This window comes from Fodinicurvata fenggangensis DSM 21160 (assembly GCF_000686045.1).
In the GTDB taxonomy this organism is placed as follows: Bacteria; Pseudomonadota; Alphaproteobacteria; order Kiloniellales; family DSM-21159; genus Fodinicurvata; species Fodinicurvata fenggangensis.
In genome coordinates, this window is record NZ_JMLV01000006.1 from 145928 (window position 1) to 160019 (window position 14092).

Annotated in this window: 11 protein-coding genes; 7 read left to right on the forward strand and 4 right to left on the reverse strand. The window is 63.6% G+C overall.

The window, feature by feature from the left end:
- Positions 1–497: 497 nt before the first annotated feature.
- Positions 498–761: a 30S ribosomal protein S20 gene (rpsT, locus tag BP38_RS0110415; protein ID WP_026987672.1), complete on the reverse strand. Its 264-nt coding sequence runs from the start codon at positions 759–761 to the stop codon at positions 498–500.
- A 207-nt stretch (positions 762–968) separates the two neighbouring features.
- Between rpsT and BP38_RS0110420 the strand changes: the two genes are divergently transcribed.
- The 5 genes from BP38_RS0110420 (at position 969) to BP38_RS0110440 (ending at position 7900) form a co-directional block, all read left to right on the forward strand.
- Positions 969–1892, forward strand: a complete 924-nt coding sequence (locus BP38_RS0110420; protein WP_081816597.1) for a substrate-binding domain-containing protein — start codon at positions 969–971, stop codon at positions 1890–1892.
- Positions 1889–3349, forward strand: a complete 1461-nt coding sequence (locus BP38_RS0110425) for an ATP-binding protein (RefSeq protein ID WP_035724643.1) — start codon at positions 1889–1891, stop codon at positions 3347–3349. The genes BP38_RS0110420 and BP38_RS0110425 overlap by 4 nt, the downstream gene beginning before the upstream one ends.
- Entirely contained in the window at positions 3339–4667 is a 1329-nt protein-coding gene (locus tag BP38_RS0110430) for a sigma-54-dependent transcriptional regulator (protein WP_026987675.1), read from the forward strand. Before BP38_RS0110425 ends, BP38_RS0110430 begins: the two co-directional genes overlap by 11 nt.
- Before the next feature lie 175 nt (positions 4668–4842).
- On the forward strand, positions 4843–5364 hold the full coding sequence (locus tag BP38_RS0110435) for an arsenate reductase (azurin) small subunit (RefSeq protein ID WP_026987676.1): 522 nt from the start codon (positions 4843–4845) through the stop codon (positions 5362–5364).
- A 13-nt stretch (positions 5365–5377) separates the two neighbouring features.
- A complete protein-coding gene (locus BP38_RS0110440; RefSeq protein ID WP_026987677.1) occupies positions 5378–7900 on the forward strand; it encodes an arsenate reductase (azurin) large subunit in 2523 nt (840 codons plus the stop codon).
- Between the two features lie 139 nt (positions 7901–8039).
- Here BP38_RS0110440 and BP38_RS20170 read toward each other — a convergent pair whose 3' ends face one another.
- The 3 genes from BP38_RS20170 to mutM all read right to left on the reverse strand — a co-directional run bounded on the left by BP38_RS20170 (position 8040) and on the right by mutM (position 11580).
- Complete coding sequence (locus tag BP38_RS20170) at positions 8040–9557, reverse strand: MFS transporter (RefSeq protein WP_211250291.1); 1518 nt, start codon at positions 9555–9557, stop codon at positions 8040–8042.
- A gap of 298 nt (positions 9558–9855) precedes the next feature.
- Positions 9856–10647 (reverse strand): enoyl-CoA hydratase, encoded by a 792-nt coding sequence (locus BP38_RS0110450; protein WP_035724645.1) that lies wholly within the window; start codon positions 10645–10647, stop codon positions 9856–9858.
- 93 nt (positions 10648–10740) lie between these two features.
- Positions 10741–11580, reverse strand: coding sequence for a bifunctional DNA-formamidopyrimidine glycosylase/DNA-(apurinic or apyrimidinic site) lyase (gene mutM / locus BP38_RS0110455; RefSeq protein WP_026987679.1), 840 nt, complete (start codon positions 11578–11580; stop codon positions 10741–10743).
- 76 nt (positions 11581–11656) lie between these two features.
- On the opposite strand from mutM, the gene ubiE reads away from it, so the two are divergent.
- Together ubiE and ubiB are read left to right on the forward strand one after the other, a co-directional pair.
- Positions 11657–12427, forward strand: coding sequence for a bifunctional demethylmenaquinone methyltransferase/2-methoxy-6-polyprenyl-1,4-benzoquinol methylase UbiE (ubiE, locus tag BP38_RS0110460; RefSeq protein WP_035724745.1), 771 nt, complete (start codon positions 11657–11659; stop codon positions 12425–12427).
- Between the two features lie 14 nt (positions 12428–12441).
- Positions 12442–14052, forward strand: coding sequence for a 2-polyprenylphenol 6-hydroxylase (gene ubiB / locus BP38_RS0110465; protein ID WP_026987681.1), 1611 nt, complete (start codon positions 12442–12444; stop codon positions 14050–14052).
- The last annotated feature ends 40 nt before the right edge of the window (positions 14053–14092 follow it).

Below are 14092 nucleotides of genomic sequence, written 5' to 3' on the forward strand. Positions count from 1 at the left end.
ACCAGGTTCCAAACAAACTCTGCGACATCTGAGAAAAGTCTTCTCCATCCCTACCTGGGCAGTCTTCGCATAGACGGTTTGGTTTTGAATATTCTTTACTTAATCAAGTCACAGTCAATACTCAGGATTTTAGAATAAACCCCAATTTGCACTTCCATGCCTTTGATATTTAGTTTCCGGAGCCCTGCTTTTACTAAGCGCCCCGTTAATGGATTGGACACTCTACAGATGGACGTGAAGGGAGGCAACGAGACCGTTTGCAGAACATTCCCCACAGGCTGAGACGATTTCTCAGAAGCAGGGGACAAAGCTGTCATATTCCCGAAAGAATCCTGTAACCGACTCGCAAAAATTTTTTTTTACGAACACTGCCCACCATCAAGGGTCGCAGGAGGCAGCCTTGCGACACACGAATAGCAGGCATGCAAAAAGGTGCCCGCAAGACTGCGGGCACCTCTTGTTCCTGCAGGGCGCCCCGAAGGACGCGGCCGTTCGGTTTACGCGATCCGCTTGATGCGCGAAGACAGGCGGGAAATCTTGCGTGCCGCAGCGTTGCGGTGCATGACCCCCTTGGTCACGCTGCGGTGGATCTCGGGCTGCGCCTGCTTGAAGGCATCGGCGGCAGCCTGCTTGTCACCGCTGTAGATTGCCGTCTCCACACGCTTGATATAGGTGCGGATGCGGCTCATGCGGTCCCCGTTGATCTGGGCGCGACGCGTATTTCTGCGGATCCGCTTGAGAGCGGACTTGTGATTGGCCATGAATGGACCCGTCTCTGCTTGAGTGTGCCTTGAGAGGTCGCGGTTATAGCGGTCGCCCCAGCCAAGGTCAAGCCCTCAGCCTGCAGGAAAACGGCCTTTTTCAGGCGCGTCGAAATGGCATTCTCCATCTGTGCCATTGACCTGCCACGACACAGTCGGCGAAGCTTCCGACAAGCACAATAAAGCAAAATATGCTGAGGGAACGTCATGAGCGGCAAGGGCATGTGCGACTCCCTCCCGTCAGGAGAGAGACAGCAGCGCGAATCACTAAGGCTCTCGCGACGCCAGTGTCTGGCTGGTATGGCCGGCTTGACGGCAACGGCCATGGCCACGCCGTTGCGGGCGCAGACTCCTGAGGCCCTGAGCTTCGGGTTGACCCCCGTGTTCCTGACCTCGAATCTGGCCCTCCTGGAGCGGCTGCAGACCTACCTCGAGGAAATGACCGACCGTCCCGTGCGCCTGGTCACGCGGCGCACCTATCAGGAGATCACTTCGCTCGTCGTTTCCGGGCAGGTCGATGCCGCCTGGATATGCGGTTATCCCTACGTGCAGTATCGCGATTCCCTTTCGCTGATGGCTGTGCCTGTCTGGCGCGGACGACCACTCTATCAGTCCTACCTGATCGCCGATGCGAACAGGTCCGGCGATGACTGGCGGGTCATCGAAGGCGACATTCACGCCTTTTCCGACCCTGATTCCAACTCCGGCTACCTGGTCACGGCCGCGCTTCTGGCCGAGGAGGGCAAGATTCCCGACGGCTTCTTCCGGAACAGCTTCTACACCTACGGTCACCGCAATGTCGTGCGCGCCGTGGCCTCTGGTCTCGCGCAATCGGGCAGTGTTGACGGCTATGTCTGGGAAGTCATGAAGGAGATGGAGCCGGAACTGACGGGACGCACCCGGATACTCCACGCCTCGGATTGGCTGGGTTTTCCGCCCATCGCCTGTGCCCGGGAAAGCGCAGGCGCGCGCAAGACTCAGCTGCTGCAGAATGCCCTGCTCGGCATGGAAGACAGCTCTTCGGGCCGCAGTGTCCTGGAGATGCTGCGACTGGACGGCTTCACCTCCGCCCGCGATGGTTTGTTCGACAGCATCGCCCGCAAGGTTGAACTGGTGAGGCGCACGGCATGAAGCGGGCGCTCGCCACAATCCGTGCCTGGCCGATCACCGTCAAGATACCGCTGCTGGTGGCCGTCTTGATGGTGGTGGTCAGTGCCGTCATTTCCGAACGGGTGCTATCCCGGCTGGGAGACACCCAGTCGCGCCACCTGCAGGAACTGGGCAACGCCTATCTTGACGGGCTGTCGTCCTCGCTAATGCCGGCTGTCCTGCGTAATGACGTCTGGGAAGTCTATGACACCATCGACCGGGCACGTGGCCGCTATCGCGGCCTGGAACCGGTCGATACCATCGTCACCGATCCCGAGGGCGGGGTCCTTGCCGCCTCGGACCCGCGGCGCTTTCCTACGGGCAGCAGCTTGTCGGAAGGCTATCTCGGTGAGTTTCCCGCCTCCGGCGAACTGCGCGCCGACGACGGACAGAAGCGCGCCTTCCTGCAGCGCGACCTGGTCTACCAGGACCGCAGAATCGGGACTGCCTATGCCACCTTCAACACACAAAGCCTGCTGGCGGAACGCCGCGAGGTCTTCCTGACGCTGCTGGCAACCAACACCGTGATCACCTTTGCCCTCGCTCTTCTGGGATACCTGGCGATCAGCCGCATGGTCCGCCCCTTGCGCATCCTCAGCGAACATCTGCATCAGGGCGCCGCCGGGAACGTGCAGCCGATCACGGATACGCAAACGGCCGCCGGCAGCGAGACCCAGCACCTCTTCAAGGCCTACAACGACATGGCCTCCGCCATGCGCGAGCGTGAGGCGCTGGCCCATCGCCTGGCAGAAGAGAAACGCCTGGCCAGCCTCGGGCGTCTCGCCTCTGGCATGGCGCACGAAATCAACAACCCGCTGGGTGGACTCTTCAATTCCCTGGATACGCTGAAGCGGCATGGTGACACGCCCTCGGTGCGCAACACCTCCATCGACCTTCTGGAAAGAGGATTGGTGGGCATACGCGATGTGGTGCGCGCCGCCCTGGTCAATTACCGCACCGGCGGTGAGGCCCGCCCCCTGCAGCCCGTAGACATGGAGGACCTGCAGGTCCTGATCAAACCGGAACTGACCCACCGCTCGCTTGCACTGACCTGGTCTTCCGACATCGACAGCGAGTTGCCGGTCAACGCCGGGGCCGTGCGCCAGATCCTGCTGAACCTCCTGCTGAACGCCTGTGCCGCCTCGCCTCCAGGATCGGTCGTCGCCCTTGCCACGCGGACCAGCGAGAACGCCCTGACCCTAACGATCGACGACAGCGGGCCAGGCCTGCCGCAGGAGGCCCGACGCTTCCTGACCAGTGAAGATGAACGCCAGGACACACCGCCGGAAGCCGGTGCCCGTCTGGGTCTCTGGCTGGTGCGCCGCCTGGGCCGGGAGATACAAGCTGAATTCTCCGTCACCGAGAGCGAACTCGGCGGCACGCGGATCAGCCTGAAGATTCCCTATTCCGACAGGGAGGAGCAGCGCCATGTCGCTTGAAAACAGACGTATCGCGGTGGTCGAGGACGACCCCATCATGGGGGAATCCCTGCTCCAACGGCTCAGCCTGGAAGGCGGGGAGGTAACCTGGTGGCGCGACGGCAATCAGGCGCTCGAAGGGTTCCGTCAGACGCGTCCCGAAGTCGTGGTCTGTGATATCCGACTGCCCGACCTCAGCGGGGAAGAGCTGTTCCGACGCACCGCTGAGCACGCCAGCCTGCCCTTCCTCTTCATCACGGCTTATGGTGACATCGATCAGGCGGTGCGCCTGATGCGGGCCGGGGCCGGCGATTACCTGACGAAGCCCTTCGAGATGGAGGCACTTCTCGTGCGCCTGGACGACCTGCTGCGCCCGGCCGAACCGGCCCGCGGGGGCAGCCTGGGAGCCTCGCCGCAGATGTGCGAAATCGAAAACCTGTTGCGTCGCCTTGCGGATCGACCAAGCCCCGTCCTGCTGACGGGTGAAACGGGCGTAGGCAAGGAAATTTGCGCCCGTTTCCTGCACCAAGCTTCGCGCAACGCCGGCGAACCCTTCATTGCCGTCAACTGTGCCGCCATCCCCTCCGAGCTGCTGGAAAGCGAACTCTTTGGCCATGAGAAAGGTGCTTTCACGGGCGCCTCGGCACGGCATCTCGGTTACGCCGAGCGAGCGGGCAGCGGCACGCTGTTCCTGGACGAGATCGGAGAACTGCCCTTCGCCCTCCAGGGCAAGCTGTTGCGCCTGCTGGAGGATCGCAGTTTCCCGCGTGTCGGCGGCGAGAAGCCGATCGCGTTCAAGGCCCGCGTGGTTACGGCTACGACTCGCGATCTTGCTGCGGACGTACGCGACGGCCTTTTCCGCGATGACCTCTATTACCGCATCAATGTGGTCAGCGTGGACATACCGCCCCTGCGTCAGCGCTCCGCCGACATCACCCTGCTCATGGAGAATTTCTTCGAGGCCTTCATGCAGGATGGCGAGTGCAGCCTGCGCGGCATCAGTTCCCTGGCCGAAGAGGCGGCCCTGGCGCATGACTGGCCAGGCAACGTGCGCGAGCTTCGCAATCGCATCGATCGCGCCGTGGCCTTGGCGCCCGGTCCGCACATCATGCCCTGCGACCTCTTTCCCGAGCAGGAAAGCCTGGGACACGAGACGGCCGGGGACACTCCTGCCTCGCTGGCCAAGGTGCGTGAAGCTGCAGAGCGCCGCGAGATCCTGCGCGCGCTCGAGGAGACCGGCGGTCAGCTGAGCGCCACGGCCCGGCGCCTGGGGGTCTCGCGCACCACGCTATGGGAGAAGATGCGCCGTTTCGGTATCGGCAATTCCCTTAGCCAGTGAAAGGCCCTGTCCGGATTTCCGGACAGACCCCGCTTGTGCCTGTTCGGGAATCCGGACAAAGCCTCACTGTCGCTTTACCCGGACTGAAACATAAACATTATGAATCAATAACATAGCTCACTGGCATGAAGGTTGCTCTGCTTCCTGGAAAACATCAGCAGGAGAGGAGAACCCTATGCGCAGATGCTCGAAACTTGTCGAAATGGGACGCCGCCAGTTCCTGTCCGGGAGCGCCGTTGCCGCCGCCACGGCCGCCGGCGCCTCGATAATGCCGGCCGAAGCCAAGGCCGCCAACGGACAGGCCCGTGTCAACTATCCCTCGAACCGCCTCGCCAATGTCGAAGACCTGAGCGAGAACGAACCCCTCAACGTCGCCTATCCGGACGACCAGGCCCCTGGCGTGCTGCTGAAGCTCGGCCAGTCCGTGCCAGGCGGTGTCGGGCCCGACGAGGACATCGTCGGCTTCTGCACGCTCTGTCCACACCAAGGCTATCCGGTCAGCTACAACACCGAGGCCCGTACCTTCAACTGTCCGGGCCACTATTCGGTCTTCGACCCCGAACAGGCCGGATCCCAGGTCTGGGGCCAGGCAACCCAGAACCTGCCCCAGTACATCCTGCGTGTGGACGAGGACGGCGAGATCTATGCCGAAGGCGTGGACGAGCTGATCTACGGCCGTCTCTCGAACGTTCTCTGAGGAGGAAACACCCATGACCTACAAACGCCAGATCGATCGCCTGCCGATCATCCCCGCCGACGCCAAGGAGCACAACGTCGTCTGCCACTACTGCATCGTCGGCTGCGGCTACAAGGCCTATACCTGGGATATAAACCGCCAAGGCGGTACGGATCCTTCCGAGAACGCGATGGGCGAGGATCTCTCGCAGCAACAGTACGCCGAGAGCCCTGCCTGGTACGCCCCGTCCATGTACAACATCGTCAAGCAGAATGGCCGCGACGTTCATATGGTGGTCAAACCCGACCACGACTGTGTCGTGAACTCAGGCCTGGGCTCCCCGCGCGGCGCCCGCATAGCCGAGATGAGCTATTCCCAGGCCCGCAATACCCAACAGCAGCGCCTGACCGATCCGCTGGTCTGGCGTTACGGGCAATACCAGCCTACCAGCTGGGAGGATGCCCTTGACCTGGTGGCGCGCGTGACCGCCCGGGTCATCCAGGAACAGGGGGAGGACGGCCTGTTCGTCTCCTCCGCGGACCACGGCGGAGCCGGCGGCGGCTACGAATTCACCTGGGGCACCGGCAAGCTCTACTTCGGTGCTATGAAGGTCAAGAACATCCGCATCCACAACCGCCCGGCCTACAACTCCGAGGTCCACGCCAGCCGTGACATGGGGGTTGCCGAGCTCAACAACTGCTACGAGGATGCCGAGCTGGCCGACACCATCATGTGCGTCGGCGCCAACCCGCTCGAAACCCAGACCAACTACTTCCTGAACCACTGGGTCCCCAACCTGCGGGGCAGCTCCATCGGCAAGAAGGAAGAGCAGCTGCCCGACGAGGCGCACGCCCCCGGACGCATCATCATCGTGGACCCGCGCCGCACAGTGACGACCAACGCCTGCGAAATGGAGGCCGGCAGCGACAGGGTCCTGCACCTGGCCATCAACTCCGGCACCGACCTGGCCCTGTTCAATGCGCTGTTCACCCACATCGCCGACCAGGGGTGGCTGGACCAGGATTTCATCGAACACTTCACGGCCCAGGCCTCCGATTCGGGCCGCAGCGGCCTGCCCGACGATCAGGTTCATGGCTATCTCACGGACTTCCAGGCGGCCATCGAGGCCAACCGGATGTCACTGGAGGAAGCCGCCGAGATAACAGGGCTGGAAGTTCCGGACATCGAGAAGGCCGCCCGATGGATCGCCGAACCCAAGGAGGACGGCGCCCGGCGGCGCTGCATGTTCGCCTACGAGAAGGGCCTGATTTGGGGCAACGACAACTACCAGACCAACGGGGCGCTGGTGAACCTGGCGCTCGCCACCGGCAATGTCGGCCGCGAAGGCGGCGGCTGCGTGCGCCTGGGCGGCCATCAGGAAGGCTACGTCCGCCCCGACGAGAGCCATGTGGGACGCCCGTCCGCCTATGTGGACAGGCTTCTGATCGAAGGCTCAGGCGGCGTGCATCACATCTGGGGCTGCGACCACTACAAGACCACGCTGAACTCCATGGAGTTCAAGCGTGTCTACAAGCAGCGCACCGACAAGGTGAAGGACGCCATGAACCGGGTGCCCTACGGCGACCGCGAGGCCATGGTGGACGCCATCGTGGAAGCCATCAACGACGGTGGGCTGTTCGCGGTGGACGTGGACATCGTCCCCACCCGCATCGGCGAAGCCTGTCACGTCATCCTGCCGGCGGCGACCTCAGGCGAGATCAACCTGACGTCCATGAACGGCGAACGCCGCATGCGCCTGACGGAACGCTATATGGACCCGCCGGGCCAGGCCATGGCCGACTGCCTGATCGCAGCCCGGTTGGCCAACAATCTCGAGCAGGTCTTCCGCGAGGCCGGTGACGAAGCGACAGCCGACAAGTTCCAGGGCTTCGACTGGCAAACCGAGGAAGACGCCTTCATGGACGGCTATCACGCCAACGCCAATGGCGGTGAGCACGTCACCTATGATCGCCTGCGGGAGCTGGGAACCAACGGCTTCCAGGAACCGGCTGTCAGCTTCGAAGACGGGCAGATCGTCGGCACCAAAAGGCTCTATGCTGATGGAACGTTCGGTACCGAGGATGGCAAGGCACGCTTCATGCAGAGCCCATGGCGCGGGTTACAAGCCGCCGGCAAGCAGGACGAGAAGGACAGATATCCTTTCCTGATCAACAATGGGCGCGCCAACCTGGTGTGGCAATCCGCCTATCTGGACGTGGACAACGAGTTCGTCATGGACCGCTGGCCCTATCCCTTCATCGAGATGAGCCTCGAGGACATGGACGAACTCGGGCTGGGCAACGGCGACCTGGTCGAGGTCTGGAACGACAACGGCGCTACCCAGGCCATGGTCTATCCCACGCCCACAGCCCGCAAGGGAGAGGCCTTCATGCTGTTCGGCTACCCCACCGGCATCCAGGGTAACGTCACCTCGGACGGCGTGAACGAACTGATCATCCCGAACTACAAGCAGACCTGGGGCAACATCCGCAAGATCTCCGACGCCCCGGAAGCTGTACGCAACCTCTCCTTCAAGTCGAAGGAATACAGCGTCTAACACAAGGCCTCACACGGATGCGGAAAGAGGCGGCACCTATGTGCCGCCTCTCTTCTTTCGGCCAAGCTTGCCGGTTCTTCCACACTGGCTTGCGGCAGCGGGTTTAATGATTCCCCTCGCTGAAATCCAGTGCCTCCTGTCATTCGGCATGCGAGCGCCTGGCCGGCATCGTAGCCGGTTGGCCCTTGCGACGATCGTGAAGATCCTTGAAGCCCATCGCGAGCGCAGCAAGGAGCACAAGCCCGATCAAGGCGAAGCCCGTGATCACAGCAAGCGACCACGAGGTGTATTCGAGTGTGGCGAAGACTGCAGCCGTGATGACGGCGATGCCCACCGATGTTCCCACACGCTGTCCAGTTTGCACGATCGCGCCCGAGCTTCCTGCATATTCCAGGGGCACCTCCGCCAGGGTCAAGGTCTGGTTCGGGCTGATGACCGAGCCCTGCGCGAGACCGATGAAGCTCAGCGTCAGCAGCAGCCACCAGACGCCGAGATCGAAATATTCGTGCAGCATGATAACGCCACTGCTCGCCGTCAGACCGAGCAAGGCAAAGAAGAGCCCGACGATCACGATCCTGCGACCATAGCGGTTGACGCGCCGCCCGGCCCAATTCGCCGCAAAAGCTGAGCAAAGAGCGGAGGGAACACCAAACAATCCGGATTCGAGGGCTGTCATGCCTTCACCAATCTGCACGTAAAGCGCGACCAGCACCCAGATGCTGGTCATGCCCAGAAAATACAGGGACATGATGATTGTCCCGTTGGTAAAGCTGCCGGTGCGAAAGATTTCCAGATCGACCATCGGCTTGTTCCCGCGCCGGGCAAAATACCTCTCCCACCGCAGCCACAACCAAACAAGGACACCGCTCAGTGGCAACAAGCCCCACAAGAGGCCGGTGCCGCGATGCTCAAGAAATGGGTAGAGAAACGAGAGGACCGCCAGCGCGAGAAGAACGGAGCCAACGGGATCCAGCGTGCGCACAGCCCTTCCGAAAAGACCGGGCGCGCCTGGAGCAAGCTCGAATGGCCGATGGAAGAGAGGCTTAGGAAACCACAAGAGTCCCAGGAGGATGGCGATGACGCCGATGGGAACATTTACCAGAAACGTCAGGCGCCAGCCGAGATCCGGACCGCCTGCTTCGATAAGGAAGCCGCCCAGCACCGGTCCGATGGCGACGGATATCCCGACAACGGTTCCGAAATAGCCGAAAGCGCGGCCTCGCTCCTCCCGAAGAAAATACTGCTGAATCATCCCGACGCCCTGCGGGTTGAGCAGTCCCGAGCCCAGCCCCTGCACGAAACGTGCGGTATTGAGCCACATTGCGTCGGGGGCTAACCCCGCCGCGATCGAAGAGGCGGTAAAGATGCCCACGCCGACAAGAAAGATACCGCCTCGCCCCATGATGTCGCCAGCTCGACCGGCCGCCACCAGAAACACGCCGAATGTCAGTGCATAGCCCGACAGCACCCATTGCAGGTCGGATGAATCCGCATTCAGCCCGCGCTGGATTGCAGGGAGTGCGACGTTGACGATGCTCACACTGACAAGCGACATGAAAATGACCGCAAGCAGCACGAACAGAATGCGCCAGCGCTCGGAGCGCGCCACGGATCCGTCGGATTGACCGCTTCTTTTCACGTCTTGTGAGGCTGGCACCAGAGTCTCCCTGTTCCCCCCAACTATCCAGATGACGAAGGGATAGACAAGGATCGGCACAGCCCTGGAATGCCCATGTTGCCCTGGGCGAAAGGCGCCATGGAGTGGCGGCACACCACAGCATGGCACAAGCCCCCAGACCACTGGGCAGGCTGCGCGCGCACTTCACGCTCAACCGATCAGCAAAGCTGGCGCACCGGCACCCAAGCCGTGCGCGCAGCATTCAGGGGCTCGATCCTGCCAACAGCTGCAGGTATTGAAGCCCGCTCAAAATGTCAGATCCTCTGCGCCAGAGCTCTTACCGGTTCTTCCAGTCCGGCTTGCGCTTCTCGGTGAAGGCCTGCATGCCCTCGCTGCGATCCTCCAGGGCGAAGGTGCTGTGAAAGGCCCGGCGCTCGAAGCGCACGCCCTCGCTCAGTGTGGTCTCGTAGGCGACCTTGACGGCTTCCTTGCAGGTGGCCACGACGGGCTGGGACAGGCCGGCAATCTTCTGTGCCACCTTCAGGGTCTCGTCCATCAGGTCGTCGGCCGGCACCACCTTGGCCACCAGGCCGGCCTGCAGCGCGGTCTGGGCATCGATCCTGTCGCCCGTCAGGCACATGTACATGGCCATGGACTTGCCCACCGAGCGGGTCAGGCGCTGGGTGCCGCCGGCGCCCGGAATGGTGCCGATCGTCACCTCGGGCTGGCCGAACTGGGCCGTATCGGCGGCAATGATCATGTCGCACATCAGGGCGAACTCGCAGCCGCCGCCCAGCGCGAAACCGGCCACGGCCGCGATCACCGGCTTGCGGCAGTGGGTGATGACTTCCCAGTCGTCGGTGATGAAGTCCTCGCGTTGAACGTCGGCAAAGGACTTGTCGGCCATTTCCTTGATATCGGCACCGGCGGCAAAGGCCTTTTCGGAGCCGGTCAACACCATGCAGCCCACGGTCTCGTCCGCCTCGAAGGCCAGCAGCGCCTGGCCCACCTCGGCGACCATGACAGCGTTCAGTGCGTTGTAGGCCTTGGGCCGGTTCAGGCGAATGATGCCGACGGCCCCGTCGGTTTCGACCTGGATGTTCTCGTACGCGGTGGTGGAGGCGGGCATGCCTATCTCCCTTGCTTGAAAGAGCGTGGCTTCATGTTGCGTTGCGGGATTGAGGCCTTCCGGCCCGCTCCTGTCAAGGTACGAAGCGGCGGATCAGCGCTGGTGCCGTGGACAGTAGAAGGTCGAGCGCCCCGCTTGGACGATTCGACGGATCAGGGCTTCCTGTCCGCTCTCGGCGCAGTGACGACAGGCCTGGCCAGCACGGCCATAGACTCCCCACTGGTGCTGGAAATAGCCCAGTTCGCCGGTGGCCTGGACATAGTCGCGCAGCGAGCTGCCGCCGGCCTGGATGGCCCGCTCGAGCACAACGCGCACGGCCCGCGCCAGGCGCTCGGCGCGCTGCCCCTGAACGCTGTAGGCCTGGCGGCGCGGCGACAGGCCGGCCTCGTACAGGGCCTCGGAGACATAGATGTTTCCCAGGCCGGCCACCACCTTCTGGTCCAGCAGGGCCGCCTTGACCGGCGTGCGCCGCCCCTTCAAGGCCGCCGCCAGGGCCGGCCCGTTGAAGGCGTTGCCCAAGGGCTCCGGCCCCAGCTCGGCCAGCAGCCGATGGGACTCCAGCGCCGCCGCTGGTACTAGGTCCATGATCCCGAAACGCCGCGCATCGTTGAATCGCAGTTGCAGGCCGGCATCGGTCTGCAGGATCACGTGGTCGTGCGGCGCGAAGGGCAGGTCGGGGTCGGCCACCAGGGTCATGCGTCCCGACATGCCCAGATGGCACAGCAGCACCTCGTCCCCGTCGGTGTGGGCCAGAAGGTACTTGGCGCGCCGATCCAGCCGTTCGACGGTGCGGCCCTCAAGGCGCGCGGCGAAATTCTCGGGCAATGGGAAACGCAGGTTCTCGCGGCGCTGGATGACGCGCTCGAGCCGGTGGCCTTCCAGCGCGTTCAGCAGTCCACGACGAACCGTTTCCACCTCGGGCAGCTCGGGCATCGATCCTCGGATTGCATGTCAGAAAGTTCAATTCTCACCGTAGCCTAAAAGGACCACAAAGGCTATGTTCCGCAACATGTCATCAAGATCCTCCGAAACACCGCCTGCGGGCCAGACCCACTTCGGATTCCGCAGCGTCAGCGAAAACGAGAAGACACCCCTGGTTCACGGGGTCTTCCGCAACGTGGCCGACAACTACGACCTGATGAACGACCTGATGTCGGGGGGCATCCACCGGCTCTGGAAGGCGGCCATGGTCGACTGGCTGCGTCCGCGCCCCGGCTGGCAGGTCCTGGACGTGGCCGGCGGTACGGGGGATATCGCCTTCCGGATCCAGGACCGCATCGACGGGGAGGGCACGATCCACGTCTGCGACCTGACCTGGGACATGCTGTCGGTCGGTCGCGACCGGGCCATCGACCAGGGCCGCCTGCAGGGCCTCAACTGGATCTGCGGCAACGCCGAGACCCTGCCGCTGCCGGACCGCTCCATGGATGCCTACACCATCGCCTTCGGCCTGAGGAACGTGACCCGCATGGACAGGGCCCTGTCCGAGGCCCGGCGCGTGCTGAAACCCGGTGGACGCTTCCTCTGCCTGGAATTCAGCCAGGTGGTCCTGCCGCTTCTGGACCGGCTCTACGACCTCTATTCCTTCCGCCTGCTGCCGGCGCTGGGCGGCATGGTGGCCGGAGACCGCGAGTCCTACCAGTACCTGGTGGAGTCCATACGCCGCTTCCCGGCCCAGGAGGACCTGGTCCAGCGCATGGTGGCCAACGGCCTGGAACAGGTGCGCTACCGCAACCTGTCGGGCGGGATTGCCGCCCTGCATTCGGCCTGGCGCCTGTAAGGACGTTCGGTTTCATGCGCACGCTGCTGTCCTTCCCTTTCCGGCTTTTGCACATCCTGCGCGTCCTGACGCGTCACGACGCGCTGGCCGTGGCCGATGCCATGGGGCTCTATCCCGCCCTCATCAAGCCGCTGCGCCGCTTCAGCCACCGCAAGGCGGAAGGCCGGCCCGGCCAGAAGCTGGCCCGGGCGCTGGGCGAACTGGGCCCCAGTTTCATCAAGCTGGGACAGTTCCTCGCCACGCGCGCCGACCTGGTGGGCGAAGACGTGGCCGGCGACTTGGCGGAGCTTCAGGACCGCCTGCCCCCCTTCTCGTTCGAGGAAGCCCGCCGCCTGATTGAAAGCGAACTGGGCCAGCCGCTGGAAGTGCTGTTCGAGGATTTCGACTCCACGCCGGTGTCCGCCGCCTCGATCGCGCAGGTTCATTTCGCAACCACGCGCCCCAGCGACGAGGAGATCTCCGCGGCCAACAGCGAGGACCAGGGCTTCGACGAGGACGAGACGGCGGCGCCGGCCGTCGCGGCACGCGAAGTCGCGGTAAAGATCCTGCGCCCCGGAATCGAGCGCGCCTTCGAACGCGACCTGCAGCTGTTCTACCTGGGTGCCCGGATGATCGAGCGCAGCCAGCCGGCGCTCAGGCGCTTCCGCCCGGTGGCGGTGGTGGAGCTGTTCGAGAACACCGTGCGCCTGGAGATGGACTTCCGCATGGAGGCTGCCGCGGCCTCCGAACTGGCGGACAACTTCGCCGACGATCCCGACTACGAGGTGCCGGACATCGACTGGGAACGCACGGCCCAGCGCGTGCTGACCCAGACACGGCTGACCGGCATCCGGCTGGACGACCGGCAGGCGCTGGTCGAAGCGGGCCACGACCTGACCGAGGTCCTCAGCAAGGCCTCGGCCATCTTCTTCAACCAAGTCTTCCGCGACGGCTTCTTTCACGGCGACCAGCACCCCGGCAACATGTTCGTGACCGAACGCGGCACCATCGCCGCCGTGGACTTCGGGATCATGGGCCGCCTGGATCGCCGGACCCGCTATTTCCTGGCCGACATGCTGCTGGCCACGCTGGACCGCGACTACCGGCGTCTGGCCGAGGTCCAGATGGAGGCCGGCTACCTGCCGTCCGACCAGGCGGTGGACACCTATGCCCAGGCGCTGCGCGCCGTCTGCGAGCCGATCTTCGGGCGTCCGCTCAACCGCATCTCCTTCGCACGCCTGCTGGGCCAGCTCTTCAAACTGACCGAGACCTTCAACCTGTCCGTCCAGCCGCAGCTGGTCCTCCTGCAAAAGAACATGCTGATGGCCGAGGGCGTCAGCCGCCGACTGGATCCGGCGCTGAACATCTGGCTTCTGGCCGAACCGCTGATCGTGCGCTGGATGCAGGAGAACCGGGGTCTGAAGGCCCGCCTGAAACATTCCGGCGAGGCTCTGGCCGGCTCTCTTGAACGCCTACCGGACACGCTGGTGTCCATGGAGCGAACCCTGCACGACCTGTCGGACAACGGCCTGCGCCTGCACAGCGACACCGCAGAGCGCTTCGCCGGCCGTCGCCGCATCGGCTGGGCCCTGCCTATCGGCAGCCTCGCGCTGCTGCTGGCGCTGGCGGCCATTCTGCTCGATTGAGCCAGCGCGATGAACCGCCCCACCAACCCGAGAGGGCTGA

What these genes read in the sequence shown, in the direction of transcription:
- rpsT (WP_026987672.1), bottom strand. Translation starts at nt 761, where the DNA reads ATGGCCAATCACAAGTCCGCTCTCAAGCGGATCCGCAGAAATACGCGT.
- BP38_RS0110440 (WP_026987677.1), top strand. Translation starts at nt 5,378, where the DNA reads ATGACCTACAAACGCCAGATCGATCGCCTGCCGATCATCCCCGCCGAC.
- BP38_RS0110450 (WP_035724645.1), bottom strand. Translation starts at nt 10,647, where the DNA reads ATGCCCGCCTCCACCACCGCGTACGAGAACATCCAGGTCGAAACCGAC.
- BP38_RS0110425 (WP_035724643.1), top strand. Translation starts at nt 1,889, where the DNA reads ATGAAGCGGGCGCTCGCCACAATCCGTGCCTGGCCGATCACCGTCAAG.
- mutM (WP_026987679.1), bottom strand. Translation starts at nt 11,580, where the DNA reads ATGCCCGAGCTGCCCGAGGTGGAAACGGTTCGTCGTGGACTGCTGAAC.
- BP38_RS0110420 (WP_081816597.1), top strand. Translation starts at nt 969, where the DNA reads ATGAGCGGCAAGGGCATGTGCGACTCCCTCCCGTCAGGAGAGAGACAG.
- ubiE (WP_035724745.1), top strand. Translation starts at nt 11,657, where the DNA reads ATGTCATCAAGATCCTCCGAAACACCGCCTGCGGGCCAGACCCACTTC.
- ubiB (WP_026987681.1), top strand. Translation starts at nt 12,442, where the DNA reads ATGCGCACGCTGCTGTCCTTCCCTTTCCGGCTTTTGCACATCCTGCGC.
- BP38_RS0110430 (WP_026987675.1), top strand. Translation starts at nt 3,339, where the DNA reads ATGTCGCTTGAAAACAGACGTATCGCGGTGGTCGAGGACGACCCCATC.
- BP38_RS0110435 (WP_026987676.1), top strand. Translation starts at nt 4,843, where the DNA reads ATGCGCAGATGCTCGAAACTTGTCGAAATGGGACGCCGCCAGTTCCTG.